A 24,022-nucleotide genomic window follows, 5' to 3' on the forward strand; every position below is an offset into this window, starting at 1 on the left:
CCGGCGAAGTCGGAGGGCGACGGGGTGGGTTCGACGGGTACGGCGTCCGCTGCCGAGGATCTCTCCGCCACGGGCGAGCGGCGCAGTCCGGCCGACGCCGCGGGAGGCGTGGTGCTCACGGCCTGCGCGGCCTGGGCGCTGGTGACCGCGACCACGCACGACGGCCGGCCCGAAGGCGTCCTGCTCGCGGTTCTCGCCGTGACCGCGGGGTACGCCGCGGGCAGGATCCTCGGCGTCCTCCTGCCCGTGGCCGCGCCCTGCGCCGGAGCCGTGGCGGGTCTGTCGCTGGCCGTCCTCACCCCCGGCCCGCAGATCAGCCCGCACCTCGGTCACACCGGGGCGACGGCGGCCCTGCTGACCCTCTCCTGCGGTGCCGCGTGCTGCGCCGCGTGGGCGGCGGCGGGCCGGCCGCCCGCCCTCCGGCTCGCGCTGCGCCTGCTGGCCGTGGCGATCGCGGCGACGGCGGCGGTCCTCGGGTCGGTCACCGCCCTGGTCACCTGCGCCGGCGTCCTGCTGTGCTCGCTCGCCGCGGCACGGGTGGGCCGCCGCGGCACCGCTCTGGCCGCCCTCGCCGCAGGAGCGGCCGGGGTGGCCGCCGGCGTGTGGGCGATCGCCGAGGACGCGCTGCCCGGCGGGCTGACGGCCTCCCTGGAGGGACGGCTCACCCCGCACCGGCTCCTGCTCTGGCACGACGCACTGCACCTGACCCGGGCCGACCCTGCCCTGGGCGTCGGCCCCGGCCGGTACGGCGAGCTGAGCCCCACGCTGGCGCAGTCGCTGGTGTCGGACGGAAAGCCCCACTCCGCGCCGCTCCAGCAGGCGGCCGAACAGGGAGTGATCGGGGCCGCGCTGCTCGCGGCGGCGTTCTGCTGGATGCTCTACGCGCTATTGCGCAGCCCGCGCTCCACACCGGTCGCGCTGACCGCCGGCGCCACACTCACGGCTCTGGCCGTCATCGCCTCGATTGGCAACGCGCTCAGCTTCATGACGGTGACCGCGGGGGCGGGGCTGCTCGCGGGGCTGGCGACGGCCCGCCCGCTGAGCACGGGGCAGCCGCCGGAAGCCGGCGATCGGTTGCCGCGCCCCGCCGGTGAGCGGAGTCCCTGAGCCGGCGCCGGCGGGTCAGTTCACCGCGCCGGGCCGCGGCCGCAGGTGGTCGCGGATGACCTGGACGGCGGTCTCGGCGTTGTCCACGGTGATGGTGAACGTGTGCCCGTCGCCCAGCCGCAGGACCACGCCCTCGCCTCGGCGGACGATGACGGCGGTGCCCTGTTCGGGCCGCCACCGGTAGCCCCATCCGCCCCACTGGCGCGGGGTGACCCGGGGCGCGAAGTCGGCGCCGACGACGGTCGAGAGCGGGATGCGGCGGCGCGGCAGCCCGATGTGGCCGCAGCGCACCTCCAGGCAGTCCTGGTCCACCTTCACCGCCACGTGCACGAACGCCAGCGTGCCGAACAGGATGAGCAGGCCGGCCGCGATGCAGCCGACCACGGACATGATCAGCGGAGCCGTGCCCGACGTCCAGCCGGAGTCGACGGCCAGCTCGATCCCGAGCCCCAGGCAGGCGGCGCCGCCGAGCGCGGGCAGCCACTGGACGCGGTTTCTCGCGCGGCCGGTCCAGAGCTCCGGCCGCGGGACGGTCTCGCCGTGGGGGTGGTCCCTCATACCTATGAGACTACTCAGGTTCCGCTGAGCGGGCACGGGGTCGCGGAGCGTGACACCGGCGCGACGTGGACCGGCCCGCCGGGGCATCGTCACGGTGACGGCGCGTACCCGTACCGGGGGTGGCCGCCCGGACACCGGTGGTGCACCCCCGCGTAGGCATGGCCGGGGCCGTATAGGGGTTCGCCGGTCGCCCGGTCCGGCGGCGCGCGGGACGGCGTCCGGTGCGGGCCCGCTCGTCGCTACCGCGCCGGGCTGACGGCCGCGAGCAGGCGGCCCTCCGCGTAGGTGAGGGCGGTGGCGGGCAGCGAGCCCGGCTCTCCCGCGAGCAGCACCGCGACGGTACCGGCGTCCGGCGCGGCGGGGTCGGGCCCCGCCCCGATCCGGCGCAGCGCCTGAGCGGCGACCGCGCCGGCCGACCCGTGCAGGACGAGCGGCGGGAGGCCGGGGCGCTGCACGGCGGCGCGGATGCGTTCGGCGACGAGTTCGTAGTGGGTGCAGCCGAGGACGACGGCCCGGACGTCCTCGGGGGTGCGCGCCGCGGCGGCGGCGACCGCCGCGTCGATCGCGGCCTCGTCGGCGTGCTCGACGGCGTCGGCGAGTCCGGGGCAGGCGACCTCGGTCACCCGGACGTCCCCGGCGAACTCCTCGATCAGCCCGCGCTGGTAGGGGCTCCCGGTGGTCGCGGGCGTGGCCCAGATCGCGACGGGACCGCCGCCCGCGGCGGCCGGCTTGATCGCCGGGACCGTGCCGACGACCGGCACGTCGGGTTCCAGCCGGGCGCGCAGGGCGGGCAGGGCCCGTACGGAGGCGGTGTTGCACGCGACGATCAGGGCGTCGGGCCGGTGGCCCGCGGCGGCCTCGGCCACGGCCAGGGCCCGCGCGGTGACGTCCTCCGGGGTGCGCGGTCCCCAGGGCATGCTGCCGGGGTCCGAGGAGAGGACGAGATCGGCGTCCGGCCGCAGTCGGCGCACCGCGGCGGCGGCGGCGAGCAGTCCGATTCCGGAGTCCATGAGCGCGATCTTCACCCGGTCACCATAGACGATCCGCCCCGGCGGCCCGCCGCCGTGGGGCAGACTGCGGCGGGTGAGCGCCCTCGCCTGGACCGCCGTCGGATCACTCGCCGCGTGGCTGTGGCTGCTGCTGTGCCAGGGCTTCTTCTGGCGCACCGACGTGCGGCTGCCCCGCCGCGAGGACCCGCCGCGGTGGCCGCGCGTCTGTGTCGTGGTGCCCGCCCGCGACGAGGCCCCCGTGCTGCCGCTGAGTCTGCCCTCGCTGCTCGCCCAGGACTATCCGGGACCGGCCGAGATCTTCCTCGTGGACGACGGCAGTTCGGACGGCACCGGGGAACTGGCGCGGGAACTTGCGCGGACGCACGGCGGCCTGCCGCTCACCGTGGCCTCGCCCGGCGAGCCGCCGGCGGGCTGGACGGGCAAGCTGTGGGCCGTGCGCCACGGCATCCGCCTCGCCCGCGAGCGGGCGCCCGAGTACCTGCTGCTCACGGACGCCGACATCGCGCACGGGCCGGGCAGCCTGCGCGAGTTGGTGGCGGCGGCCCGCACCGGCGGTTTCGACCTGGTCTCCCTGATGGCGCGGCTGCGGGTGCGCACTGGATGGGAGCGCCTCGTGGTGCCGGCGTTCGTGTACTTCTTCGCGCAGCTCTACCCCTTCCGCCGGATCGCGGTGGACGGCGCGCGGACGGCCGCCGCGGCGGGCGGCTGCGTGCTGCTGCGTGCCGACGCCGCCGAGCGGGCGCGCGTCCCGGACGCGATCCGGCACGCGGTCATCGACGACGTGGCCCTCGGGCGGGCGGTCAAGCGCGCCGGCGGCCGGATCTGGCTCGGGCTGGCCGACCGGGTGGACAGCGTGCGCCCCTCCCCGCGGCTGCGCGACCTGTGGCGGATGGTCGCACGCAGCGCGTACGCCCAGTTGCGGCACAGTCTCGCGCTGCTCGCCGGGACGGTCGCCGGCATCGTCCTCGTCTATCTCGTGCCGCCCGTCGCGCTGGCGGCCGGGCTCGCCGGGGGCGACCCGGGCGCGGCGGTCGCGGGCGGGCTCGCCTGGTCGCTGATGGCGGCGACGTACCTGCCGATGCTCCGCTACTACGGGCAGCCCCGGTGGCTCGCTCCCCTGCTGCCGCTCACGGCCTTCCTCTACCTCCTGATGACGGTGGACTCCGCCGTGCAGCACCACCGGGGGCGCGGGGCCGCCTGGAAGGGCCGGACGTACGCCCGGCCCGGCGCCGCCGTCGACGAGGGGTGAGCGACGGCGGCACGGCGGGTCACTTCCTGCCGGGCGTCCAGTTCATGCCCCAGCCGTAGGCGTGGTCGACGGTGCGCTGGGGGCTCACGCCCCGTTCGGGGACCAGGTAGCGGGCCTCGCGCTGCACGACCAGGTCGGTGCCGTTGCCGGTGAGGAGGGCGAGCGCGCAAACGGTGGAGGGGACGGTGCACTCGTCGAGGGAGAAGTCGATCGGGGCGCCGTGGAGTGGCTGGAGGGTCACGGTGGCGTGCAGGTCGGCGAAGGAACGCGCGCCCTCGTAGATGGTCACGAAGATGAGGATGCGCCGGAAGTCGCTTTTGTGGTCCAGGTTGATGGTGAGGTTCTCGCCGGTGTCCACGGCACCGGTGCGGTCGTCGCCGTCGAGGTGGATGTACGGCGGCTGGTGCACGGAGCCGAACGCGTTGCCGAGGGCCTGGACCACTCCCTTGCGGCCGTCGCCGAGTTCGTACAGGGCGCACAGGTCGAGATCGAGGTCGGCGTGCATCGCGGCGGCCCGGCCCCGCTTGCTGCCCCACCCCGAGAACTGCTTGCGCACCTGCCAGTTGAGGTTCACGCGCAGGGAACCGCCGGTGCCGCCCTGCTTGCTCAGGGAGACGGAGGGCGCGTCCTTGGTGAGGGTCACCTTGGACAGGCGGACGGGCGCCGGTGGGGCCGCGGGCTGCCGGGGAGCGGTGACGGGCGGCGGGGCGGCGGGCGGCGGCGGTGCCTGCACCCGCGGGGCGGCGGGGGCCGCGGGTCGCGGCTCGTCCACGGTGATGCCGTAGTCGGTGGCCAGCCCCGCGAGGCCGCTGTCGTAGCCCTGACCCACGGCCCGGAACTTCCAGGAGCCCTGGCGACGGTAGAACTCGCCGAGCACGAAGGCGGTCTCGACCGTGGCGTCGGTGCTGTCGAACCGGGCGATCTCCGCGCCCGACGCCGCGTCGAGGACCCGGATGCGCAGCCCGGGAACGCGTCCGAAGGTGCCCCCGTCCGCGGAGGCGGCCAGCACCACGTTGTCGATCACGGACTCCACCCGGGGCAGGTCGACGAACAGGACGTCGGTCACCTCGCCGCCCGCGGTCCGCTTCCCCTCGTGGCGCACCGCGCCCGACGGGTGCGCCGTCTGGTTGTAGAACACGAAGTCGTCGTCGGAGCGGACCCTCCCGCCGGCGAGCAGCAGGGCGGAGGCGTCCGCGTCGGGCACGCCGGGGCCGGACCGCCGGCTCAGCTCGACGCGCAGCGCGCTCGCCGGGACGGGAACATTCGCTCCCTTGGACATGGTCATTGGCGCCCCCATCGCGTGTCCGAAGACCGGAACCGGGTCCCGCGCGGAACGCCGGCTCCTTCCCGCCCCAACCTAATCCCCCGGGTGGCCCGGGCGCTCCGGGCCGGGCGGGAAGATCGGCGGCGGACCCGCGGTAACCCGCAAGGAACTCGGCCTTTACACGATCAGAACCCGCCTCGGCGTCCTTTTTTCCCAAGTTCGCTCGCATTGGGGATCCCAGGTCACCGCGGGCACGGAAAACAACCCTCTTATCGGTCTCCCCAACCAGCACATCGTGGGCTTAACTTATGTGCCATGACCTCCCCCCGCTCCACCTATGGCGGCGGTTACTACTCCGCCTTCCAGGACACCCCGATCTACGACTCGCTCGTCGCCGAGCGGGGCACCCCTCAGATCGCCCCGATCCGCGTCCCCTCCGCCTACGACTCGGGCAGCCATCTCCCGGCCCTGCCGTCCGCGCTCCCCGCGCTGCCGGCCGGACCCTCGCACCAGGCCGCCTCGTACGGCTACCAGCAGGCCCCGCAGCCCGCACCGCTGCACCAGGCGCCGGCTCCGTACATCCCCCAGCAGGCGGGCGCGCCGCGCGGCTACCCCGGCCCGCAGCAGCAGGTACCCCGCCCCATGGCGGCCAACACCGGTTACGAGGCGATGCGGCCGGCCGCACCCCGCCCCGCCCCGGCCGCGTACCAGGAGCAGTACAACGGTCAGCAGTACCGCGGGTACTGACCCCTTCGCGCCGCACCACGGGTGCCTGCTGGCACCATGGCGGCCATGGGGAACGCGGTACTGCACTCGATCCACGTCCATCCGGTCAAGGCGTTCCGGGCCCAGTCGCTCCGGGAGGCCGAGGTGGAGCCCTGGGGGCTGGCCGGAGACCGGCGCTGGGTCCTGATCGACGACGGGGGAAAGGTCGTCACGCAGCGAGAGCAGCCGCGTCTGGCGCTGGCCGCCGCCGGGACACTTCCGGGCGGCGGCCTTCGCCTGTCCGCCGGGACGGTCTCCCCGGTGGACGTCGCCGTCCCCGCTCCCGGCCCCGGGGCCGCGACGACCGTGGACATCTTCGGCGACAGGGTGCCGGCGGTGCTCGCCGACGCCGAGGCCCACGCGTGGTGCAGCGCCTATCTCGGCACCGAGGTGCGGCTGGCCCACATGGACGACCCCGCCGTGAGCCGGCCGATGGACGCGCGGGCCGGGCCGGCGGGCGGGACCGTGAGTTTCGCCGACGGCCGGCCGCTCCTGCTCACCACGCTGGGCTCGCTCGACGCGCTCAACTCCGCGATCGCGGAGGGCGATCACTCCGGCGAGGGTCCCGTGCCGATGAGCCGCTTCCGGCCGAACGCCGTGGTCGCCGGCACCGAGGCGTGGGCCGAGGACGGATGGAATCGTGTCGCGGTCGGCGAGGTCGTCTTCCGCGTCGCCGGCCCGTGCGGCAGATGTGTCGTCACCACGACCGACCAGGACACCGCGCTGCGCGGCAAGGAGCCGCTGCGCACGCTCGCCCGCCGGCGCCGCCTCGCCGGGAAGCTGGTCTTCGGGCAGAATCTGGTGCCCGAGTCCCGCGGCACGCTGCGCCTCGGCGACCCGGTCACGGTCCTCGGCTGACCCGCCCGGGGGGGGAACCCCCGCGGCGGGCCGGTTCGTTGGAGCCGTCGGGTCGCCCGGGGAAGACGGGCGGGGCGACGGCGCTGCGGGTTCCCCGGTCTCCGGGGGCGTGCCGGCGAGGGGCCGGCGGGGTTGCGGAAGGGGGTGCGGGACATTGCGTTCGGTCGTCGGGCTCTGGCGCTGGCGGCACAACCCGCTGCGCCGTGCCACGGACCTCGTCGAGGCATGGCTGGCCCTGGTCACCCTCCTGATCGTCGTCCTCGGGGCACCCCTGGCCGGGACGGCGACGGGTGTCGCGGCCGACGGCGCCCTGCAGCGGGCCGTGCGGCACCAGCGGACCGACCGCCACCCGGTGGCGGCGACCGTCGTCAGGACGCTCGGGCAGGACCCCGCGCGCAGCGACCCCGAGAGCTCCACGGCGCGCGGCGTCCGCACCCGCGTCCTGGCCCACTGGAGGAGCCCCGGCGGCACCCCCCGGCACGGCGTCGTCGCCACCGGGCTCGCATCGCCGCACCCGGGTTCCCGCTTCCGGCTCTGGACCGACCGTCACGGCCACCCCGTAGGACGCCCGCTGGACCACGCCACCGCCACCACGCACGCCGTTCTGGCGGGATTCGGCGCGGCCGTGCTGACGGCGGGATGCGTGGAGTGCGGACGTCGGCTGATCCTGTGGCAGCTCGTGCGCAGGCGCTACGCGTGCTGGGACCGCGCCTGGGACAAGGCGGGGCCCGACTGGGGCAAGGCGGGCACCGGCAGCTGACGGCCCGCCCGCCGCGGTCGGCCGGCCCCGTCCGCGCACGCTACGGTGGACCGGCCGCGCCGACCCGCACCGTCGTGAGAGGCTGTCCGGCAGAGGCCGGATCCCCCTCCGACGGGGTATCAGCACGGCCTCGCAGGACCCGCGTACGACGAGGTGGGGGCACGACAGCGCCATGGCACAGGGCACGGTCCAGGTGACGCACACCGGAACCTCGCGGTGGCGGCGCCGCACGGGTGAGTACGCATCGCTGGCCGCCGCCCTGGAGGCGGCGGCCGAGGGCGACGTCCTCACGGTCGCTCCCGGCACGTACCGGGAGAACCTCGTCGTGCAGCGCTCGGTGACCCTGCGCGGCCCGGAGGGTTCGCCCGGTTCCGTGCGCATCGCGCCGGTGGACGGTGTGCCGCTGACGGTGCGGGCCTCGGCCGTCGTCCAGGACCTGCATGTGGAGGGCCAGGACTCCGCCGCCCCCGCACTGCTCGTCGAGGAGGGGACGCCCGAACTGCTGGACGTGCGGATCGTGACGCGCTCCTCGGCCGGGATCGAGGTGCGCGGGGGCGCCCGCCCCACTGTGCGCCGCTGCACGGTCGACAATCCCGGGGGCGTCGGCATCGCCGTACTGGACGGCGGAGGCGGGGTGTTCGAGGAGTGCGAGGTCGTCGCGGCCGGCCAGTCGGGCGTCCTCGTCCGCGGGGGCGCGCGCCCGCGCCTGGAGCGCTGCCGCGTGCACCACACCTCCGGCGCGGGCCTGTCGGCGACCGGGGACAACGCGTCGCTGGAGGCGGTGGGGTGCGAGGTGTACGAGGTCAGGGGTTCCGGTGTGCAGATCACGTCGCGCGCCACGGCCCACCTCACGGACTGCGACGTGCACCGTACGACCGCGGACGGCGTCACCCTGGACACGGACGCGGTGCTCACGCTCGCCGACTGCCGTATCCACGACATCCCGGAGAACGCGGTCGACCTGCGCTCCCGTTCCGTCCTGACCCTGACGCGCACCACCGTGCGGCAGTTCGGCCGCAACGGGCTGTCGGTCTGGGACCCGGGCACCCGGGTCGACGCCAACCAGTGCGAGATCTTCGACAGCACGGGCGACTACCCCGCGGTGTGGGTGAGCGACGGCGCGACGGCGGTGCTGGACTCGTGCCGCGTGCACGACGTGCCGGACGCGCTGTTCGTCCTGGACCGCGGATCGCGCGCGGACGTGGTGGACAGCGACATCTCCCAGGTGCGCAACACGGCCGTCTCGGTGAGCGACGGCGCCACCGCGCAACTCGACGACTGCCGCATCCGGGACGCCGCGACCGGGGCGTGGTTCCGCGATCACGGCAGCGGGGGCACCCTGTCCGGCTGCGTCGTCGACGGCACGCAGACCGGTGTGATCGTCACCAAGGGCGCGGACCCGAGCATCGAGCGCTGCACGGTCACCTCGCCCGCCGAGGCCGGCTTCTACGTGTCGGCCGACGGCCGGGGCAGCTTCGTCGACTGCCGGGTGGCGGACAGCGGGGGCTACGGCTTCCATGTGATCGACGGCTGCCGCGCCACCCTGCGCAAGTGCCGCACGGAGCGATGTGCCCGCGGGGGCTACGAGTTCGCGGACGGAGCGGCACCCGGTGCCGGTCCGAGCGTCGAGGACTGCGCGAGCGACGAGAGCACGGGGCTGCACGCCCCGGCGCACGAGCGGGCCGTCGAGACCTCCGGCCCGTCCGCGGGCCTGCTCGGAACGATCCCCGGCCGGCGCCTCGCCGACCCCGAGCCGCCCGCCGCCCAGCCGGAGCCCGCCCCGCAGGCCCGCGCCTCGCAGGACGTCCTCGGCGAACTGGACGCGCTGGTGGGCCTGGAGAACGTCAAGCGCGAGGTGCGGGCCCTGACCGACATGATCGAGGTGGGCCGGCGGCGCCGTGAGGCGGGGCTGAAGGCGGCCTCCGCCCGGCGGCATCTGGTCTTCACCGGCTCCCCCGGCACCGGCAAGACGACCGTCGCCCGGCTCTACGGCGAGATCCTCGCCTCACTGGGCGTGCTGGAGCAGGGCCATCTCGTGGAGGTGTCCCGGGTGGACCTGGTCGGTGAGCACATCGGATCGACCGCCATCCGCACCCAGGAGGCGTTCGACCGGGCGCGCGGCGGTGTGCTGTTCATCGACGAGGCGTACGCGCTGTCGCCGGAGGACTCGGGCCGCGACTTCGGCCGGGAGGCCATCGACACGCTGGTGAAGCTGATGGAGGACCACCGCGAGGCGGTGGTCGTGATCGTCGCCGGCTACACCGCCGAGATGGAGCGGTTCCTGTCGGTCAACCCCGGTGTGGCGTCCCGTTTCTCACGGACCATCACCTTCCAGGACTACCTGCCGGACGAGTTGCTGCGCATCGTCGAGCAGCAGGCCGAGGAGCACGAGTACCGCCTCGGCCCGGGCACGGCCGAGGCACTGCTGAAGTACTTCTCGGCGATCCCGAGGGGCGCGGCGTTCGGCAACGGCCGCACCGCCCGCCAGACGTTCGAGGCCATGGTGGAGCGGCACGCGGGCCGGGTCGCGCAGCTGGCGGAGCCCAGCACGGACGACCTGACCCTGCTCTACCCGGAGGATCTCCCGGAGCCGTCCTGAGGGCCCTGCTCGTGCGGTCGCTGGGCGGGCACCTCGGTGCGCAGCCGGGCCAGCAGCAGTTCGCGCTCGGCGGCGAAGGCCGGGTCCGCCTGGTAGTCGGAGTGGCCGAGGACGGGAGCGGGGAGCGGCTGCCGTTCGGTGCGGCCGTAGGCCAGCGGGTCCTTCAGGGGCGCGTGGTCGACCTCCGGTCCGCAGTCGCCGGGCAGCCGGACGGGACCGCCGATGGGGTCGGTCGGCCGGTACAGGTTGCGCCAGCAGGCGATCTCCCGGTGCAGTGCGGCCAGGGCGGCGGGCCCGAAGTGGGCGGGGAACCACCGTCCGTAGAGGCGCTCCAGCGGTGAACCGTAGGTGAGCAGCGCGATCCGGCCGCGGGTTTCGGGCCGCAGCTGCCAGGCCGCGGCGGCGGCCAGCACACTGCCCTGGGAATGTCCGGAGAGCACGAGCCGGCCGCCGGTGGCCCGGGTCCAGGTCGCCATCCGCCAGGTGAGGTCGGGCACCGCCCGCTCGGCGTAGCAGGGCGGTGCGAAGGGGTGGGCGGCGCGCGGCCAGAACGTGCCGACGTCCCACAGGATGCCGATCGTGCGGCGGGCCGCGGGGTCCTTGTAGGCGCGGCGGCCCCAGGTGACGAAGAGTATGAAGCCGAGTCCGATGAGCCATGAGCCGAGTGCCTGCGCCGTCTCGGCCCCGCCGTGCACGAGCGCGTGACGGCCGCGCGCGGCGGCGCTCGGGGTGGCGCCGGTGGCGAACGCCCCGGCCACCGCGCCCGCTCCGAGGAGCAGTGTCGCGAACGACAGCACGCCGACGACGAACGGCGCACGGTCGGTGAGCCCGGCCATCACGCGGGTGCTCGCGATGCGCCGGGTGCGGGTGGTGTCCTTGGGTTCGCCGGGGTAGTCCCGTTCGACGGCGCTCATCTCGCGGCGGCGCAGCCGCAGGGTGCGCCGGGAGAGGCGGGCGAGGACGGCCAGCAGGATCAGCAGCAGGGGCGGGATGGCGGACGCCTGCCAGGTCAGCAGGACGGGCGGGCCGGGGATGGAGTGCCGGGTGCCGTCGAGCCAGTCCGCGACCCGCCCGGAGACGCCGCCGGACATCACACCGCCCAGCGCGCAGGCGAGCATCGCGACGGCGGGGCCGGCGAGGCCGCGCATCGCGGTGCGGGGGTCGGCGGGCCCCGCGGGCTCTCCGGCCGCGGTCCGGGTGCCGGGGTTCGTGCGGTACAGGACGTGGGCGACGACGCCGAGGGCGACGACGAGCAGTCCCTGGACGAGGGCGAGGCCGCCGAACGTCGCGTCCCCGGCGAGGCGCCCGGTCGCCTGCCAGCCGGGGCGTGACCAGCCCGCGTACACGAGGGTGAGGACGAGGAGGACGATCGCGCCCTGGGGCAGCAGGCGGACGAGGGTCACGTCGCGTCCCCGGTCGATGCGGTTCTCGCTGCGGCCTCGGCGGCAGACCACCCACAGCACGACGGCCGCGCCCAGTACGAGCGCCGCGTCGAGGAGGGTGGCGAGGGCGTCCAGCGGGGCGGGGCCGCCCGGGGCGTGATCGTGGCGGGTGGCCGGGGCCGCCACGGCGGCGGCGACGGTGAGGAATCCCGCGGCGGTGTGCGCGGCGCGCAGCCTGGCCACCAGGCGCCGCCCGTACCAGAACCCGGGACGGCCCAGCCCGGTGCCGTCGGTCTCCTCCTCGGGCTCGGCCGGGCGGGACATCGGCTGCTGGGACTCGTAGGCGCTCCAGGTGCGGTGGGAGAGGTACCAGAGCAGGGCGGTGAGCGCGGCGGGGACCAGGGCGGCCAGCGCCAGGCGCCGTCCCGGCGCGCTCCACCATCCGGCGTCGGGCCGGTCCGGGGAGAGGAATCCGAGCCAGGAGTGGTTGCGGACGCAGACGCGGGTGCCGGCGCACTGCCAGGCGGCGAGGTCCAGGGCCACCTCGCAGGCGGCCGCGACGAACAGGACGGTGAGGGTGAGTCCGGCGAGGCGGACGAGCAGGCCGTAGAGGCGGACGGTGCGCGGGTGCCGGTGGGAGGCCGGGCGCATCCAGTGGGCGAGGTTGACCACCATGAAGGGCAGCAGCAGGAGCCACAGGGCGCGGGCGCCGTTGCCGGAGGTGAGGTTGCACCACACGTACGCCTCGCGGACGGGTGCGCCGCGGTGGGCCTCGGGGTGCTCCTCGGCGTGGACGTCGGCCGCGCGGCGGAAGACGGCCGCCGTCGCGTCGCCGGTGACGCGGACGGTCCGGGGGTCTTTCAGCATGGCCTCGGGCGTGGCGCCGCCCACCCCGTGGACGAGGAGCTCCAGGGCGATGTCCGCCGCCGGGGGCCCCGGTAAGGGTCTGGCGGGCCCATCGCCGGCGTTGCGTTCCGGTGCGCGTTCCATGGCCGGCACCCCCGGTTCGTGCGTGCCCTGCGTGTCATGTCCAGGAACAAGGATCGCGGCCGGCTCGCGCCGTGGACAGAGGAACGCGCCGAATCTCCCCGATACGTGTGAATGCGCCGCCGCGGCGGGGGTGCCGGCGGGCGTGCGGGCAGTGGCGCGGCCCTCGGCGTCCCGTGCGAGGATGGGACCCCTCCACCCTCGGGCAAGGAGAACGTCCACGTGGGAGTGGGTTCGGACGGAGTGTCGGGCAGGCAGCGGCGAAAGGACCCGTGCGGTCGTGAGTGAGAATCAGAACCTCCTCGCGGAGCAGCGCCGCGCCCTGATCCTCGACGAGGTGCGCCGCCGCGGCGGTGTCCGGGTCAACGAACTGACGCGCCGGCTCGGCGTGTCCGACATGACGGTCCGGCGTGATCTGGACGCGCTGGCCCGTCAGGGTGCCGTGGAGAAGGTGCACGGCGGCGCGGTCCCGGTGGCCGAGGCGAGCACGCACGAGCCGGGCTTCGAGGCCAAGTCGGGTCTGGAACTGACCGCCAAGGAGGACATCGCGCGGGCCGCGGCCGAACTGGTCGTGCCGGGTTCGGCGATCGCGCTGTCCGGCGGCACGACGACGTACGCGCTGGCCCACCGGCTGCTGGACGTGGCGGATCTGACGGTGGTCACCAACTCGGTGCGGGTGGCGGACGTCTTCCACTCCGCGCAGCGCACCGCGGGCCAGCGCCAGGGGGGTGCCACGGTGGTCCTCACCGGCGGTGTCCGCACGCCGTCGGACTCGCTGGTGGGTCCGGTGGCCGACCAGGCCATCGCGACGCTGCACTTCGACGTCCTCTTCCTCGGGGTGCACGGCATTTCGCCGGAGGCCGGGCTGTCGACGCCGAACCTGGCGGAGGCGGAGACCAATCGGCGGCTGGTGCAGTCCGCGCGGCGGGTCGTCGTGGTCGCCGACCACACCAAGTGGGGCACGGTGGGCCTGAGTTCGTTCGCCGCACTGGAGCAGATCGACACGCTCGTGACCGACGCCGGGCTGCCGGCCGATGCCCGCGCCGAGATCTCGGAGCACCTGCGGCGGCTGATCGTGGCCGGTGAGCCCGAGGACGACACCGACATCTGACGGCCCGTCGGAATCCGGCACGCCTGCGTCACCGGCCGAGCCGGCCGGGGTCCCGCCGCAGGCGGCGCCCTACGCGCGGAGAAGGTCCCGCCCGTCGCAGCGGTCCCGGCGCGGTCCCGCCGGGTGGACGTGCCGCGCACCCCCGGGACGCGGGCGCTCGCCGAGGAGGCGCGACCGGCGCCCGCCGGCCGGGGACACGGGCCCGGAGGCCCCGACGGCGGCGCGACGCCTGTGCGCCGGCGCGTCTGCCCGGGGACCGGCCGGGCCGCGGCTTCCGCGTGGCGGTGACGGCCCGGGACCATCACCGCCTCGCGCTCACGCGGGACCGGCACGAGCGGCCGGACCGCGGCTCACTCCGGCCAGACGCCCGTCTGCAGCAGGGAGCGGATCGCCTCCGCGTACGGGGCGATGTCCAGACCCTGACCGGCCAGCCACGCGTCCGAGTAGTACTTGTCGAGATAGCGGTCGCCCGGGTCGCACAGCAGGGTCACCACGCTGCCCGTGCGCCCCTCGGCCACCATCTCGGCGACGATCTTGAGCGCGCTCCACAGACCGGTCCCGGTGGAACCGCCCGCCTTGCGCCCGATGGCCTGTTCCAGGGCCCGCACGGCCGCGACGCTGGCAGCGTCCGGGACCTTCATCATGCGGTCGACGGCCCCGGGTACGAAGCTGGGCTCCATGCGCGGCCGGCCGATGCCCTCGATCCGCGATCCGCAGTCGCAGGTGACGTCCGGATCGCCGGTGGTCCAGCCCTCGAAGAAGCACGAGTTCTCCGGATCGGCGACGCAGATGCGGGTGTCCGCCTGCATGTAGTGGACATAGCGGGCGAGGGTGGCCGAGGTGCCGCCGGTCCCGGCCGTGGCGACGATCCACGCCGGCTCCGGGAACCGCTCCAACTCCAGCTGGCGGAAGATGGATTCGGCGATGTTGTTGTTCCCGCGCCAGTCCGTGGCGCGTTCCGCGTAGGTGAACTGGTCCATGTAGTGGCCGCCGGTCTCGACCGCGAGCGCCGCGGCTTCCTCGTACATCCGCCGCGAGTCGTCCACGAAGTGGCACCGGCCGCCGTGGAACTCGATCAGGCGGCACTTCTCCGGGCTCGTGGTGCGGGGCATGACGGCGATGAAGGGCACGCCGACGAGGTCCGCGAAATAGGCCTCGGAGACGGCGGTGGAACCGCTCGACGCCTCGATCACCGGGCGGTCGGGGCGGATCCATCCGTTGCACAGGCCGTACAGGAAGAGGGAGCGGGCCAGGCGGTGCTTCAGACTGCCGGTCGGGTGGGTCGACTCGTCCTTCAGGTACAGATCGATGCCCCACGCCTCGGGCAGCGGGAAGCGCAGCAGATGGGTGTCCGCGGAACGGTTGGCGTCCGCCTGCACCTTGCGGACGGCGTCTTTGAGCCAGCCCCGGTAGGCCTCGTCGGTACGGTCGACATCAAGGGTTCGACCGGTCCGGATCTGCTCGGGTGTACTCACGGCTGGGCTCCTCACGCCTGGCACCGACGCCGCCGGGACTGGTCGGCCGCTTCGATCATAAACACCTTCCGCACGCTTCTCACCTGCATAAACACACCTTTGAGCACCTCAAAGGCCCCGCTGGGTCCGCCACCGGGGCGTGCGCCGAGGGGGCGCATACCGGCCTTTGCTCCCGGCGCCCCGAGCGCCTCGCCGTGCGCACTGGTGCTGGGCGCCGCCTGCGGGCAGACTGCCACTCGGGGCGATCGCCCAGGACGCGGTCGCCGTGAACCAGCACAGGACAGAGCCGGGGCGCAAGGGGGCGGAGCGGCATGGCGGAGCCGGAGTTCACGGCCACGGGCGTGCGGATCGGGAAGCGGCTGCGCTCGCTCACCCGGGCCGGACAGGTCCGGATCAGCGACGGCAGGCTGCAGTTGCTCACCAGCTACGGCACGGAGATCGACAGCGCCCCGGTCCGGGCGGTGCGCGCGTCGCGGTCGTGGTTCGGGCACGAGGACCGGGCGTCTGCCGACGTCAACGGCACCCGCTACTCGCTCGTTCTCGGCGAGCACGATCCGGCCCCGGGCACGCCGGGGCCGCCCTCGGCCCGCCGGTTCGTGGAGGCGGTCCGCAGAGCGGCGGGACACGGCCGCTGAGGCGGTCGGCCACGGCCGGCGAGGCACCGCGAGTTGCAGGACGGCGCCCCCTGCGTCACTCTGATGTCACTTCACTACTCTGGGTCTACCGGCGATAACGCTGCGAACCAGCCCGCCGGTCACCGCAGCAGGCGGCGTTCCCCTGAGCCGCTCTGCTGGATCCGATCTCGTCTTCTTCCGGACCTCAATTCGGGGAGTCGCAGCCGTGATCAGCCAGCCAAGCAGGCATTGCGCGGTGGAGCTCCAAGCCCTGCCGTCGCGGATCGGCCAGGTCCGCAGAATCGTCTCTGCGCAGTTGCGCTACTGGCATCTGGACCCCTTGATAGACCGGGCCGCGCTCGGCGTGACCGAGTTGCTGACCAATGTGCATCTGCACGCCCGGCCCGACAAACAGTGCACCGTGCGGATCGAGTTGCTGCTCGACACGCTCACCGTCTCGGTGCACGACCACGACCCGCGCCTGCCCGAGATCCGGGCGGCGGACGCCGCGGCCACCTGCGGGCGCGGCCTGGCGATGGTCGCCGCGATGAGCGAGAGCTGGGGCGTCCGGCCGGACGGCGAGTCGGGCAAGGTCGTCTGGTTCACGCTCCCGGCCACGGCCCCCGTCGTGGCGTCCACGCTCCGCACTCCGTACGACATCTCCTGCGAGCCCTCACTGCTGCAGACCGTCGACGTCCTCAGGGCGGAACCCGCTCCCGCCCGGTCGGCCGTTGCTGGCTGACCGGGCGGTGACCTGCGGCACGTGCCCGGGACGGGTCCACGTGCGGTACGGGGGCGACGGGATCGCCCGGCGGCGAGGACGGGCGGGACGGCCGGGCCCGCCCGGGGCACCCGCCGCAGCGCCGGCCGCGTCCTCGCGCCCCGCCCGCGCGGTCCCCTGCTCCTCACCTCCCGCGCTACCGGCGAGAGAGCGAGCCGGCCGATCGTGTCGCCGAGGGCGGGCCCGGGTCGTTGCGGACCGGTGCCGGCCGGGAGCCGGCGTCCCACGAGTCCACGACCGGGTGGCGGCAGCGCTCCGATCGCCAACTCGCCCACCGGCCCGGCTGGTCGGCCGGCCGGCACGGGCGGCCGGGGCTCCGGCCGCACCCCGCCTCCCGGTGCCCCGACGATGCCTCGCCGGTGTCCTTCTCGGCGGGGTCGACCCGCCGCCCCGGGCGCCCGCAGCGCCGGTCGCGCACCGCCCCGTGACCGGGACGGCGTCGCGGGCGAGGGCCGCGGTCCTCACCCCGGTCCGCCCCGGCCGGCGGAACCGAAGTGCTCGTCCAGCACGGAGAGCCGCCGCCAGTACTCGTCCTCGTCGATCTCCCCGGAGGCGAAGCGCCGACCGAGCACGGCGACCGGTGCGTCGCCCGCCGGACGGGGGTCGCCGCCGAGGGCGCCGGCCCGCCACGGGCCGGGCCGCCCGCGGGGTGCGGTACGCCGCAGGACGGTCACGACGCCGACGACGACGGCCGCCCAGATCAACGGGAGGAACAGGATCCACGGGCCGGGTCCGCCGTCCCAGTGCGCCAGGGTCTGCATCTCGGTCATCTCCTCGGTGGGCCGCGCTCTGCCGCGCGGGTTCCGGTGATGCTTCGAGCATCGCCCCGGAGAGGAGGCCGGGTCGTCGTACGCCCGGCGGCCGTGCGCCTACGTCGCGGGAGGTAGGGGCTGCTCCCGCGTCTGCTTCCACCGTCGGCCCCCGGCGGCGTCGGCCCGGGGACGGGTTTCGGGCGTCCGCTCCGCGGCGGCCCCGTTCCCGACAGGGCGAAAGCGGCCGCGGGGGGCGCGGCGCGGTCAGGCGGCCGGCGCCGTCAGCGGATCGTCCAGCACCGGCTGCCAGGCGAGTTCGGCCGCTCCCACCAGACTGTTGTGGTCCAGGGTGCACGCCAGGATCGGCACGCCGCCGCTGCGTCCCCACAGGCTGCGGTCGGCGACGACGGCGCGCAGCCGGTCCGGGTCGGCGTCCAGCAGGGCGCGGTGCAGTCCGCCGAGGATGATGCGGTCCGGGTTGAGGATGTTGACGAGGCCCGCCAGTCCGAAGCCCAGGCGGTCGATCAGCGCCTCGGTGGCCCGGCGGACGGAGGGGTCGGCGTACGCGTCGCGGATCAGCTCGTTCGACTGCTGGAGCAGCGACATCTCCGGGCCGGGCGTGCGGCCGGCGGCGGTCAGGAAGGCCAGCGGGTCGGCCTCGACGTCCAGGCACCCGCGGCTGCCGCAGTGGCAGGGGCGGCCCTCGGGGTTCACGGTGAGGTGTCCGACTTCCAGGGCGAGTCCCGAACTGCCCGTGTGCAGACGGCCGTCGAGCACGAGCGCGCCGCCCACGCCGCGATGCCCGGTGGCCACGCACAGCAGGTCGCGCGCGCCGCGGCCCGCGCCGTGCCGGTGTTCGGCGAGTGCGGCGAGGTTGACGTCGTTGGCTGCGAAGGCGGGGCCCGTGATCCCGGCCGCGCGCACCCGCTCGGCGAAGATCTGCCGCACCGGGGCGCCCGCCGGCCAGGCCAGGTGCAGCGGATTGAGGGCGAGCCCCTCCGGTTCGGCGACCGCCGAGGGCACGGCGAGCCCGGCGCCCACGCAGCGGCGGCCGGTGGACCGCAGCAGGTCGGCGCCGGCGTCGACGACCGAGCCCAGCACCTTGGCCGGATCGGCGTCGACCGCCTCGCAGCCCGGGGCGGTCGCCACGATCCGCCCGCCGAGGCCGACCAGAGCCGCGCGGAACCCGTCGGCGTGCACCTGCGCGGCGAGGGCGACCGGCCCGTCCTCGGCGACCTCGAGCCGGTGCGAGGGCCTCCCCTGGGAACCGGCGGCGGCACCGGGCCGGGCGTCGACCCGAATGAGCCCCAGGGCCTCCAGCTCAGCGGCCACGGCGCCCGCGGTCGCGCGGGTGACGCCCAGTTCGGCGGTGAGTACGGCACGCGTCGGCGCGCGTCCGGTGTGCACGAGTTCCAGGGCCGGTCCGAGCGCGCCGCGCCCCCGGTCGAGCCGTGTCCGCGTGGTCCCGTCCCCCGCCGTCCGGGAGCCCTCCTTGCCGTTCATGTGGGTGAGTCTCCCATGATCCGCTCCTGCGGGCGGCCTTGCGGTGGGAGCGGTCCCGACGCGACCGGGCCGGGTCCGTGCGGGAGTCGGGCGGCGCCCGCCGGGACGCGCCCGGGCGGCGCCGGCCGGCGCGTTCCCGGCGCGTGCGTGGACGTGCGGGGCTTTCGCTCGGTGCGGGTGAGGGCGGGCACGGCGTCGCGCGGCGGACGGGACGTTCACACGCCCTGGAAGCCACCCACGCGCAGGGTGACGTTCAGCCGTCCCGTCAGTCCCAACTCCGGTGGCGCCGTGCCCCCGTACACCCGTGGCACACCGTGGAAGGCGAGCCGTGCCGGGCCGCCGAAGACGAACAGGTCGCCGCTGCGCAGCTCGACGTCGGTGTAGGGGCGGGTCCGCGACTCGGTGTTCCCGAACCGGAACACGCAGGTGTCCCCGAGGCTGAGGGAGACCACCGGGGCGTCCGACCGCTCGTCGCTGTCGCGGTGCATGCCCATGCGGGCGTCGGCGTCGTAGAAGTTGATCAGCGCGATGTCGTACGCGGGTCCGCCGTCCCGCGCGGCGTCGTCGCCCAGAGCGTCCCGCGCCGCCGCCCGGCCCAGCTCGCCGAGTGCCGCGGGGAACGGCTTGACCGGCGATCCGTCCCCGTCGACGACGGTGCGGGCGTAGCCGTAGGGGTACCAGTGCAGGCCCAGGCAGACCTGCCGGGAGGTCATGGTGCCGCCGCCGGGGGTGCGGACCGTGCGCAGGCCGGCCGGCGGCCGGGCCCAGGAGCGGCAGTCCGCGAGGAGTCGCCGCTGGACGTCCGCGTCCAGCCAGTCCGGGAGGTGGACCGCGCCGGGGGCGATCTCCCGGCGGCTGCGGGGGAAGAGTTCCGCGTCCATCGGCATGCCTCCATCCTCGCGCACCCCGCCGAACCGCGTCCCTTAGCCTTGACCCACGATGACCGACCGTATGACCAGCCCCTGGGGCGAGCACCGGCTCACCCGATTCCCGGAGGACCCGCGCGACCGGCTGCGCGCGTGGGACGCCGCCGACACCTACCTGCTGCGGCACCTCGCGGACGACGCGATCCCCCTGGAGGGGTCGGTGGTGATCGTCGGCGACCGGTGGGGCGCGCTCACCACCGCGCTGTCGGCGGCAGGACCGGTGCAGATCACCGACTCCCACCTCACCCGGCAGGCGACCGGCGCGAACCTGGCGCGGGCCGGTGCCGACGCATCGGCGGTACGGCTGCTCACCACCCAGGACCCGCCGCCGGAGCGGATCGACGTGCTGCTGGTCAGGGTCCCCAAGAGCCTGGCCCTGCTGGAGGACCAGCTGAACCGGCTGGCGCCCGCCGTGCACGAGCGGACCGTGGTGGTCGGCACCGGGATGGTCAAGGAGATCCACACCTCGACGCTGCGGCTGTTCGAGCGGATCATCGGGCCGACCCGCACGTCACTGGCCGAGAAGAAGGCCCGGCTCGTCTTCTGCACCCCGGCCCCCGGGATCGTGCGGGAGGCGAACCCCTGGCCGCTCACCTACCGGCTGCCCGACGGCATCGGCGTCATGTCCGGGCGCACGGTCGTCAACCACGCGGGCGTGTTCTGCGCCGACCGCCTCGACATCGGCACCCGGTTCCTCCTCGGGCATCTGCCGCGCGTGCGGGGCGCACAGCGCGTGGTCGACCTCGGGTGCGGGAACGGCGTGGTCGGAACGGCGATGGCGCTGTCCGATCCGGAGGCCGACGTGCTGTTCGTCGACGAGTCGTTCCAGGCGGTCGCCTCCGCGGAGGCGACGTACCGGGCGAACGTCGCGGGCACGGCCGGGTTCCGGGTCGCGGACGGTCTGGCGGGCGTGCCGGACGGGAGCGTCGATCTCGTGGTGACCAACCCGCCGTTCCACTCCCATCAGGCGACGACGGACTCGACCGCCTGGCGGATGTTCTCCGGCGCGCGGGCCGCGCTGCGGCCCGGCGGGGAACTCTGGGTGATCGGCAACCGTCACCTGGGGTACCACCTGAAGCTGCGGCGCCTCTTCGGCAACAGTGAACTGGTCGCGAGCGACGCGAAGTTCGTCATCCTGCGGGCCGTGCGGAAGGACGCCGGCCGGTAGCGCCGTCCGCCCTCCCCCGCGGGGCGCCGGCTCGCCGGCACACCCCGTCGGCGGCGTGGGGATCGGGCTGCGACGGCCGCGGGCAACGTCCCGCGGACCCGGGACGTCCGCCGCGCCGCGCGTCCCTCCCGCCGCGGCCCGTCGCGGCGGCGGTCGCCGCCTGCGGCCCGCGAGGGGAACGGCCACGCAGGACGGCGCGGCTGGTGCCCTGACCGGAAGGGTTCACCGGCTCGCGGCGCCCGGCACGGCCTCTCACCGCGTCGTCGCATCACCCGAGTGGATTCCATGCGCGGTCGACGCTCCGCCGTGCGCAGCACCGCACCGGACGCCGCGAGCCGTCCGGCGCACCCTTCCGGTCACGGCGCTAGGGCGAGGAGCCCGGGCCCCGCAGCACACCGATGAATCCGGCCACCGTCTCCGCCATGGCCTGCCGCCCCGCGTCGAGGTACCCGCGCGCGTCGACGGCGTCGGGACGCGCGGTGAGGAACTCCCGGACGGCGCGGGTCATCGCGATGTTCAGCGCGGTGCCGACGTTGACCTTGGCGATGCCGCCCTCGACGGCCGCCCGCAACGCGTCGTCGGGCACGCCGGAGGAGCCGTGCAGCACGAGCGGCACGTCGAGCGCGGCGGTCAGCCGTTTGAGCAGGGCGTGGTCGAGGACGGCGGTCCGGGAGGTCATCGCGTGCGAACTGCCGACGGCCACGGCGAGGGCGTCCACCCCGGAGTCGGCGACGAACGCGCGCGCCTCGCCGGGTACGGTGCGCGCTCCGGGGGCGTGCGCGTCACGCGGCGGCTCGCCGTTCTTGCCTCCGACCTCCCCCAACTCGGCCTCGATCCACAGTCCCTGGGCGTGTGCCCAGTCGGCGGCGGCGCGTGTGGCGGCGAGGTTTGCCTCGTACGGCAGGCGGGAGGCGTCGTACATCACCGAGCTGAATCCGGCGGCCGGCGCCTGCCGCAGCAGGTCGTCGCGCCGAACGTGGTCGAGGTGCAACGCGACGGGCACCGCCGCGCGTTCGGCGGCGGCGCGGGCGGCCCGGGCCAGCGGGAGCAGCCGGCCGCGGCGGTAGGCGACGGCGTTCTCGCTGACCTGGAGGACGACGGGCGCGGCGGCGGTCTCCGCCCCGGCGACGACGGCTTCGACGTGCTCCAGGGTGATGACGTTGAACGCGGCGACGGCGGTACGCCGCGCCGCGGCCCGGGCGACCAGCTCACCGGTTGACGCGAGGGGCACGACCGGCTCCTTTCTCCTTGTCCGTAGGGGTCGGGCCAGTCAGCGGTCCAGGATCACCGAGCGGGTGAGGTGGCGGGGCGCGTCGGGATCGAGGCCCCTGGCCTCGGCGACGGCCACGGCGAGGCGCTGGGCGCGCACGAGTTCGGCGAGCGGGTCGAGGCCGCCGGCGATCCACCGGGCTCCGGTCCCGCGGACCTGCTCGGCGAGTCCCTCGGGCGCCTCGCCGAGCATCCAGGTGGCGGTGCCGCGCGTGGTGACGCTGACGGGTCCGTGGCGGTATTCCATCGCCGGGTAGGCCTCGGCCCAGGACAGGGACGCCTCGCGCATCTTCAGGGCGGCCTCGTTCGCCAGGCCGACGGTCCAGCCCCGGCCGAGGAAGGTGAACTGCGCGTCCTCGACGAGCCCTTCGGGCAGCGGCGTGTCGAGGGCGGTGCGGGCGTCGGCGACGGCGGCGTCGGTGTGCAGGCCGAGGTGGGCCCGGAGCAGGGTGAGCGCGGTCGTGGCGAACCGGGTCTGCACGACCGAGCGCTCGTCGGCGTGGTCGAGCACGACGAGGTCGTCCGCGTGCTCCGCCACGGGGGTGTGCGGGTCGGCGGTGACGGCGGTCGTACGGGTCCGCCCGCGCAGCCGCGCGAGCAGGTGCAGGACCTCGGTGGTCGTCCCGGAGCGGGTGAGCGCGACCACGCGGTCGTACGCCCGGCCCTCGGGGTACTCCGAGGCCGCGAACGCGTCCGTCTCCCCCTGCCCGGAGCCCTCGCGCAGCGCGGCCGCGGCCTGCGCCATGAACAGCGAGGTGCCACATCCCACGATCGCCACTCGCTCCCCCGCCGCGGGCAGCACCCTGCGGTGCCCCGCGGCCTCGTCGGCGGCGCGGACCCAGCACTCTGGCTGGCTGGTCAGCTCGTCCTCGACATGTGTCATGCCGTACCCCTCCCACGGATGCTCGTTCGTGCAAGATATAGCGAACTTTCGAGCACAATCAAGCATTGCATGCTCATCGGGGTGCGCTAGGGTCACCGTGATCGAGCAAGGGAGAGGCGGATGTCGCGCGACGCCCGGTGGAAGGCGCTGCTGGAACTGCTGGTGGAGCGGGGCCGCCTCGACGTCGAGGAGGCGGCGGCTCGGCTGGAGGTGTCGGCGGCGACGATCCGGCGGGACTTCGACCAGCTCGCGGACCAGCAGATGCTGGTCCGCACCCGGGGCGGGGCGGTGGTGCACGGCGTCTCGTACGAGTTGCCGCTGCGCTACAAGACCGCCCGGCACGCCTCCGAGAAGCAGCGCATCGCCGCGGCCGTGGCCGGCCTCCTGGCTCCCGGCGAGGCGGTCGGCCTCACCGGGGGCACGACGACGACGGAGGTGGCCCGCGCCCTGGCGGTGCGGCCGGACCTGGCGTCGGGCTCTCCCGCCCTGACCGTGGTCACGAACGCCCTGAACATCGCCAACGAGCTGGCGGTGCGCCCGCAGTTCAAGATCGTGGTCACCGGCGGGGTCGCCAGGCCGCAGTCCTACGAGCTGATCGGTCCGCTCGCGGACGGCGTGCTCGGGCAGGTCACCCTCGATGTCGCGGTGCTGGGCGTGGTCGCCTTCGACGCGGAGCACGGTGCCGCCGCCCACGACGAGGCGGAGGCCGCGGTCAACCGCCTGCTGTGCGACCGCGCCGAACGCGTGATCGTGGCGGCCGACTCCAGCAAGCTCGGACGGCGCGCGTTCGCCCGGATCTGCGCCGCCGAGAGCGTCGGCACCCTGGTCACCGACACGGAGGTGCCCTCGGCCACGGCGCGGCGGTTCGAGGAGGCGGGGGTGGAGGTCGTCACGGCCTGACGGCCCACCCGGCCCACCCGGCTCCCCCGCGCCACTCGCCCCGCCCCGCCCTGGCCTTCCGCGCGCCGGCCGGGGCGCACGCCGCACGGCATCCGCCGGTC

Annotated in this window: 21 protein-coding genes; 11 read left to right on the top strand and 10 right to left on the bottom strand. The window is 75.2% G+C overall.

Annotation, left to right across the window (positions count from 1 at the left end; genetic code table 11):
• Nucleotides 1-24 precede the first annotated feature (24 nt).
• On the top strand, nucleotides 25-1,107 hold the full coding sequence (locus tag ACGFS9_RS04330; protein WP_393250731.1) for an O-antigen ligase family protein: 1,083 nt from the start codon (nucleotides 25-27) through the stop codon (nucleotides 1,105-1,107).
• A gap of 15 nt (nucleotides 1,108-1,122) precedes the next feature.
• On the opposite strand, the gene ACGFS9_RS04335 is transcribed toward ACGFS9_RS04330, so the two are convergent.
• Entirely contained in the window at nucleotides 1,123-1,665 is a 543-nt protein-coding gene (locus tag ACGFS9_RS04335; protein WP_393250733.1) for a hypothetical protein, read from the bottom strand.
• 239 nt (nucleotides 1,666-1,904) lie between these two features.
• Entirely contained in the window at nucleotides 1,905-2,690 is a 786-nt protein-coding gene (locus ACGFS9_RS04340) for a glutamate racemase (RefSeq protein WP_393250735.1), read from the bottom strand.
• A gap of 58 nt (nucleotides 2,691-2,748) precedes the next feature.
• Here ACGFS9_RS04340 and ACGFS9_RS04345 point away from each other — a divergent pair, with 58 nt between their 5' ends.
• Nucleotides 2,749-3,924, top strand: a complete 1,176-nt coding sequence (locus ACGFS9_RS04345) for a glycosyltransferase (protein WP_393250737.1) — start codon at nucleotides 2,749-2,751, stop codon at nucleotides 3,922-3,924.
• Between the two features lie 19 nt (nucleotides 3,925-3,943).
• Here ACGFS9_RS04345 and ACGFS9_RS04350 read toward each other — a convergent pair whose 3' ends face one another.
• Nucleotides 3,944-5,209, bottom strand: coding sequence for a TerD family protein (locus ACGFS9_RS04350; protein ID WP_393250739.1), 1,266 nt, complete (start codon nucleotides 5,207-5,209; stop codon nucleotides 3,944-3,946).
• A 294-nt stretch (nucleotides 5,210-5,503) separates the two neighbouring features.
• Here ACGFS9_RS04350 and ACGFS9_RS04355 point away from each other — a divergent pair, with 294 nt between their 5' ends.
• From ACGFS9_RS04355 to ACGFS9_RS04370, 4 genes are all read left to right on the top strand, one after another.
• Complete coding sequence (locus ACGFS9_RS04355; protein WP_393250741.1) at nucleotides 5,504-5,935, top strand: DUF6643 family protein; 432 nt, start codon at nucleotides 5,504-5,506, stop codon at nucleotides 5,933-5,935.
• Between the two features lie 45 nt (nucleotides 5,936-5,980).
• Nucleotides 5,981-6,811, top strand: coding sequence for an MOSC domain-containing protein (locus tag ACGFS9_RS04360; protein ID WP_393250743.1), 831 nt, complete (start codon nucleotides 5,981-5,983; stop codon nucleotides 6,809-6,811).
• Between the two features lie 154 nt (nucleotides 6,812-6,965).
• Nucleotides 6,966-7,571: a hypothetical protein gene (locus ACGFS9_RS04365; RefSeq protein WP_393250744.1), complete on the top strand. Its 606-nt coding sequence runs from the start codon at nucleotides 6,966-6,968 to the stop codon at nucleotides 7,569-7,571.
• 172 nt (nucleotides 7,572-7,743) lie between these two features.
• Entirely contained in the window at nucleotides 7,744-10,170 is a 2,427-nt protein-coding gene (locus ACGFS9_RS04370; RefSeq protein WP_393250746.1) for a right-handed parallel beta-helix repeat-containing protein, read from the top strand.
• Here the strand turns inward: ACGFS9_RS04370 and ACGFS9_RS04375 are convergent.
• On the bottom strand, nucleotides 10,140-12,542 hold the full coding sequence (locus ACGFS9_RS04375; protein ID WP_393250748.1) for a hypothetical protein: 2,403 nt from the start codon (nucleotides 12,540-12,542) through the stop codon (nucleotides 10,140-10,142). The two genes, ACGFS9_RS04370 and ACGFS9_RS04375, sit on opposite strands and share 31 nt — an antisense overlap.
• A gap of 277 nt (nucleotides 12,543-12,819) precedes the next feature.
• On the opposite strand from ACGFS9_RS04375, the gene ACGFS9_RS04380 reads away from it, so the two are divergent.
• Nucleotides 12,820-13,650 carry a DeoR/GlpR family DNA-binding transcription regulator gene (locus ACGFS9_RS04380; RefSeq protein WP_393250750.1) on the top strand — a complete coding sequence of 277 codons (831 nt, stop codon included), beginning with the start codon at nucleotides 12,820-12,822 and terminating at the stop codon, nucleotides 13,648-13,650.
• 350 nt (nucleotides 13,651-14,000) lie between these two features.
• Here ACGFS9_RS04380 and ACGFS9_RS04385 read toward each other — a convergent pair whose 3' ends face one another.
• Nucleotides 14,001-15,125 (bottom strand): PLP-dependent cysteine synthase family protein, encoded by a 1,125-nt coding sequence (locus tag ACGFS9_RS04385; protein WP_393250752.1) that lies wholly within the window; start codon nucleotides 15,123-15,125, stop codon nucleotides 14,001-14,003.
• A gap of 311 nt (nucleotides 15,126-15,436) precedes the next feature.
• Between ACGFS9_RS04385 and ACGFS9_RS04390 the strand changes: the two genes are divergently transcribed.
• Together ACGFS9_RS04390 and ACGFS9_RS04395 are read left to right on the top strand one after the other, a co-directional pair.
• Nucleotides 15,437-15,760 (top strand): hypothetical protein, encoded by a 324-nt coding sequence (locus ACGFS9_RS04390; protein ID WP_393250754.1) that lies wholly within the window; start codon nucleotides 15,437-15,439, stop codon nucleotides 15,758-15,760.
• 205 nt (nucleotides 15,761-15,965) lie between these two features.
• Complete coding sequence (locus ACGFS9_RS04395; protein WP_393250756.1) at nucleotides 15,966-16,481, top strand: ATP-binding protein; 516 nt, start codon at nucleotides 15,966-15,968, stop codon at nucleotides 16,479-16,481.
• Between the two features lie 500 nt (nucleotides 16,482-16,981).
• Here the strand turns inward: ACGFS9_RS04395 and ACGFS9_RS04400 are convergent, their stop codons facing one another.
• From ACGFS9_RS04400 to ACGFS9_RS04410, 3 genes are all read right to left on the bottom strand, one after another.
• Nucleotides 16,982-17,281, bottom strand: coding sequence for an SHOCT domain-containing protein (locus ACGFS9_RS04400; protein WP_393251255.1), 300 nt, complete (start codon nucleotides 17,279-17,281; stop codon nucleotides 16,982-16,984).
• 255 nt (nucleotides 17,282-17,536) lie between these two features.
• On the bottom strand, nucleotides 17,537-18,775 hold the full coding sequence (locus tag ACGFS9_RS04405) for an ROK family protein (RefSeq protein ID WP_393250758.1): 1,239 nt from the start codon (nucleotides 18,773-18,775) through the stop codon (nucleotides 17,537-17,539).
• A gap of 215 nt (nucleotides 18,776-18,990) precedes the next feature.
• On the bottom strand, nucleotides 18,991-19,656 hold the full coding sequence (locus tag ACGFS9_RS04410; RefSeq protein ID WP_393251256.1) for an alpha-ketoglutarate-dependent dioxygenase AlkB family protein: 666 nt from the start codon (nucleotides 19,654-19,656) through the stop codon (nucleotides 18,991-18,993).
• Nucleotides 19,657-19,714: 58 nt separating this feature from the next.
• Between ACGFS9_RS04410 and ACGFS9_RS04415 the strand changes: the two genes are divergently transcribed.
• Nucleotides 19,715-20,869, top strand: a complete 1,155-nt coding sequence (locus tag ACGFS9_RS04415) for a methyltransferase (RefSeq protein ID WP_393250760.1) — start codon at nucleotides 19,715-19,717, stop codon at nucleotides 20,867-20,869.
• A gap of 364 nt (nucleotides 20,870-21,233) precedes the next feature.
• On the opposite strand, the gene ACGFS9_RS04420 is transcribed toward ACGFS9_RS04415, so the two are convergent.
• Together ACGFS9_RS04420 and ACGFS9_RS04425 are read right to left on the bottom strand one after the other, a co-directional pair.
• Nucleotides 21,234-22,100, bottom strand: a complete 867-nt coding sequence (locus ACGFS9_RS04420; protein ID WP_393250762.1) for a ketose-bisphosphate aldolase — start codon at nucleotides 22,098-22,100, stop codon at nucleotides 21,234-21,236.
• Nucleotides 22,101-22,139: 39 nt separating this feature from the next.
• The gene (locus tag ACGFS9_RS04425; protein ID WP_393250764.1) at nucleotides 22,140-23,021 is read right to left on the bottom strand and encodes an SIS domain-containing protein; all 882 of its coding nucleotides are present in this window, start codon (nucleotides 23,019-23,021) and stop codon (nucleotides 22,140-22,142) included.
• A gap of 120 nt (nucleotides 23,022-23,141) precedes the next feature.
• On the opposite strand from ACGFS9_RS04425, the gene ACGFS9_RS04430 reads away from it, so the two are divergent.
• Nucleotides 23,142-23,921, top strand: coding sequence for a DeoR/GlpR family DNA-binding transcription regulator (locus ACGFS9_RS04430; protein WP_393250766.1), 780 nt, complete (start codon nucleotides 23,142-23,144; stop codon nucleotides 23,919-23,921).
• The last annotated feature ends 101 nt before the right edge of the window (nucleotides 23,922-24,022 follow it).

It is taken from the genome of Streptomyces sp. NPDC048566, assembly GCF_043199735.1.
GTDB lineage: Bacteria > Actinomycetota > Actinomycetes > Streptomycetales > Streptomycetaceae > Streptomyces.

Bases quoted from the DNA above. Each gene is read 5' to 3' on its own strand.
- ACGFS9_RS04405 (WP_393250758.1), bottom strand. From the start codon at position 18,775: ATGAACGGCAAGGAGGGCTCCCGGACGGCGGGGGACGGGACCACGCGG.
- ACGFS9_RS04410 (WP_393251256.1), bottom strand. From the start codon at position 19,656: ATGGACGCGGAACTCTTCCCCCGCAGCCGCCGGGAGATCGCCCCCGGC.
- ACGFS9_RS04415 (WP_393250760.1), top strand. From the start codon at position 19,715: ATGACCGACCGTATGACCAGCCCCTGGGGCGAGCACCGGCTCACCCGA.
- ACGFS9_RS04375 (WP_393250748.1), bottom strand. From the start codon at position 12,542: ATGGAACGCGCACCGGAACGCAACGCCGGCGATGGGCCCGCCAGACCC.
- ACGFS9_RS04370 (WP_393250746.1), top strand. From the start codon at position 7,744: ATGGCACAGGGCACGGTCCAGGTGACGCACACCGGAACCTCGCGGTGG.
- ACGFS9_RS04425 (WP_393250764.1), bottom strand. From the start codon at position 23,021: ATGACACATGTCGAGGACGAGCTGACCAGCCAGCCAGAGTGCTGGGTC.
- ACGFS9_RS04430 (WP_393250766.1), top strand. From the start codon at position 23,142: ATGTCGCGCGACGCCCGGTGGAAGGCGCTGCTGGAACTGCTGGTGGAG.
- ACGFS9_RS04355 (WP_393250741.1), top strand. From the start codon at position 5,504: ATGACCTCCCCCCGCTCCACCTATGGCGGCGGTTACTACTCCGCCTTC.
- ACGFS9_RS04400 (WP_393251255.1), bottom strand. From the start codon at position 17,281: ATGCAGACCCTGGCGCACTGGGACGGCGGACCCGGCCCGTGGATCCTG.
- ACGFS9_RS04335 (WP_393250733.1), bottom strand. From the start codon at position 1,665: ATGAGGGACCACCCCCACGGCGAGACCGTCCCGCGGCCGGAGCTCTGG.
- ACGFS9_RS04350 (WP_393250739.1), bottom strand. From the start codon at position 5,209: ATGACCATGTCCAAGGGAGCGAATGTTCCCGTCCCGGCGAGCGCGCTG.
- ACGFS9_RS04360 (WP_393250743.1), top strand. From the start codon at position 5,981: ATGGGGAACGCGGTACTGCACTCGATCCACGTCCATCCGGTCAAGGCG.
- ACGFS9_RS04390 (WP_393250754.1), top strand. From the start codon at position 15,437: ATGGCGGAGCCGGAGTTCACGGCCACGGGCGTGCGGATCGGGAAGCGG.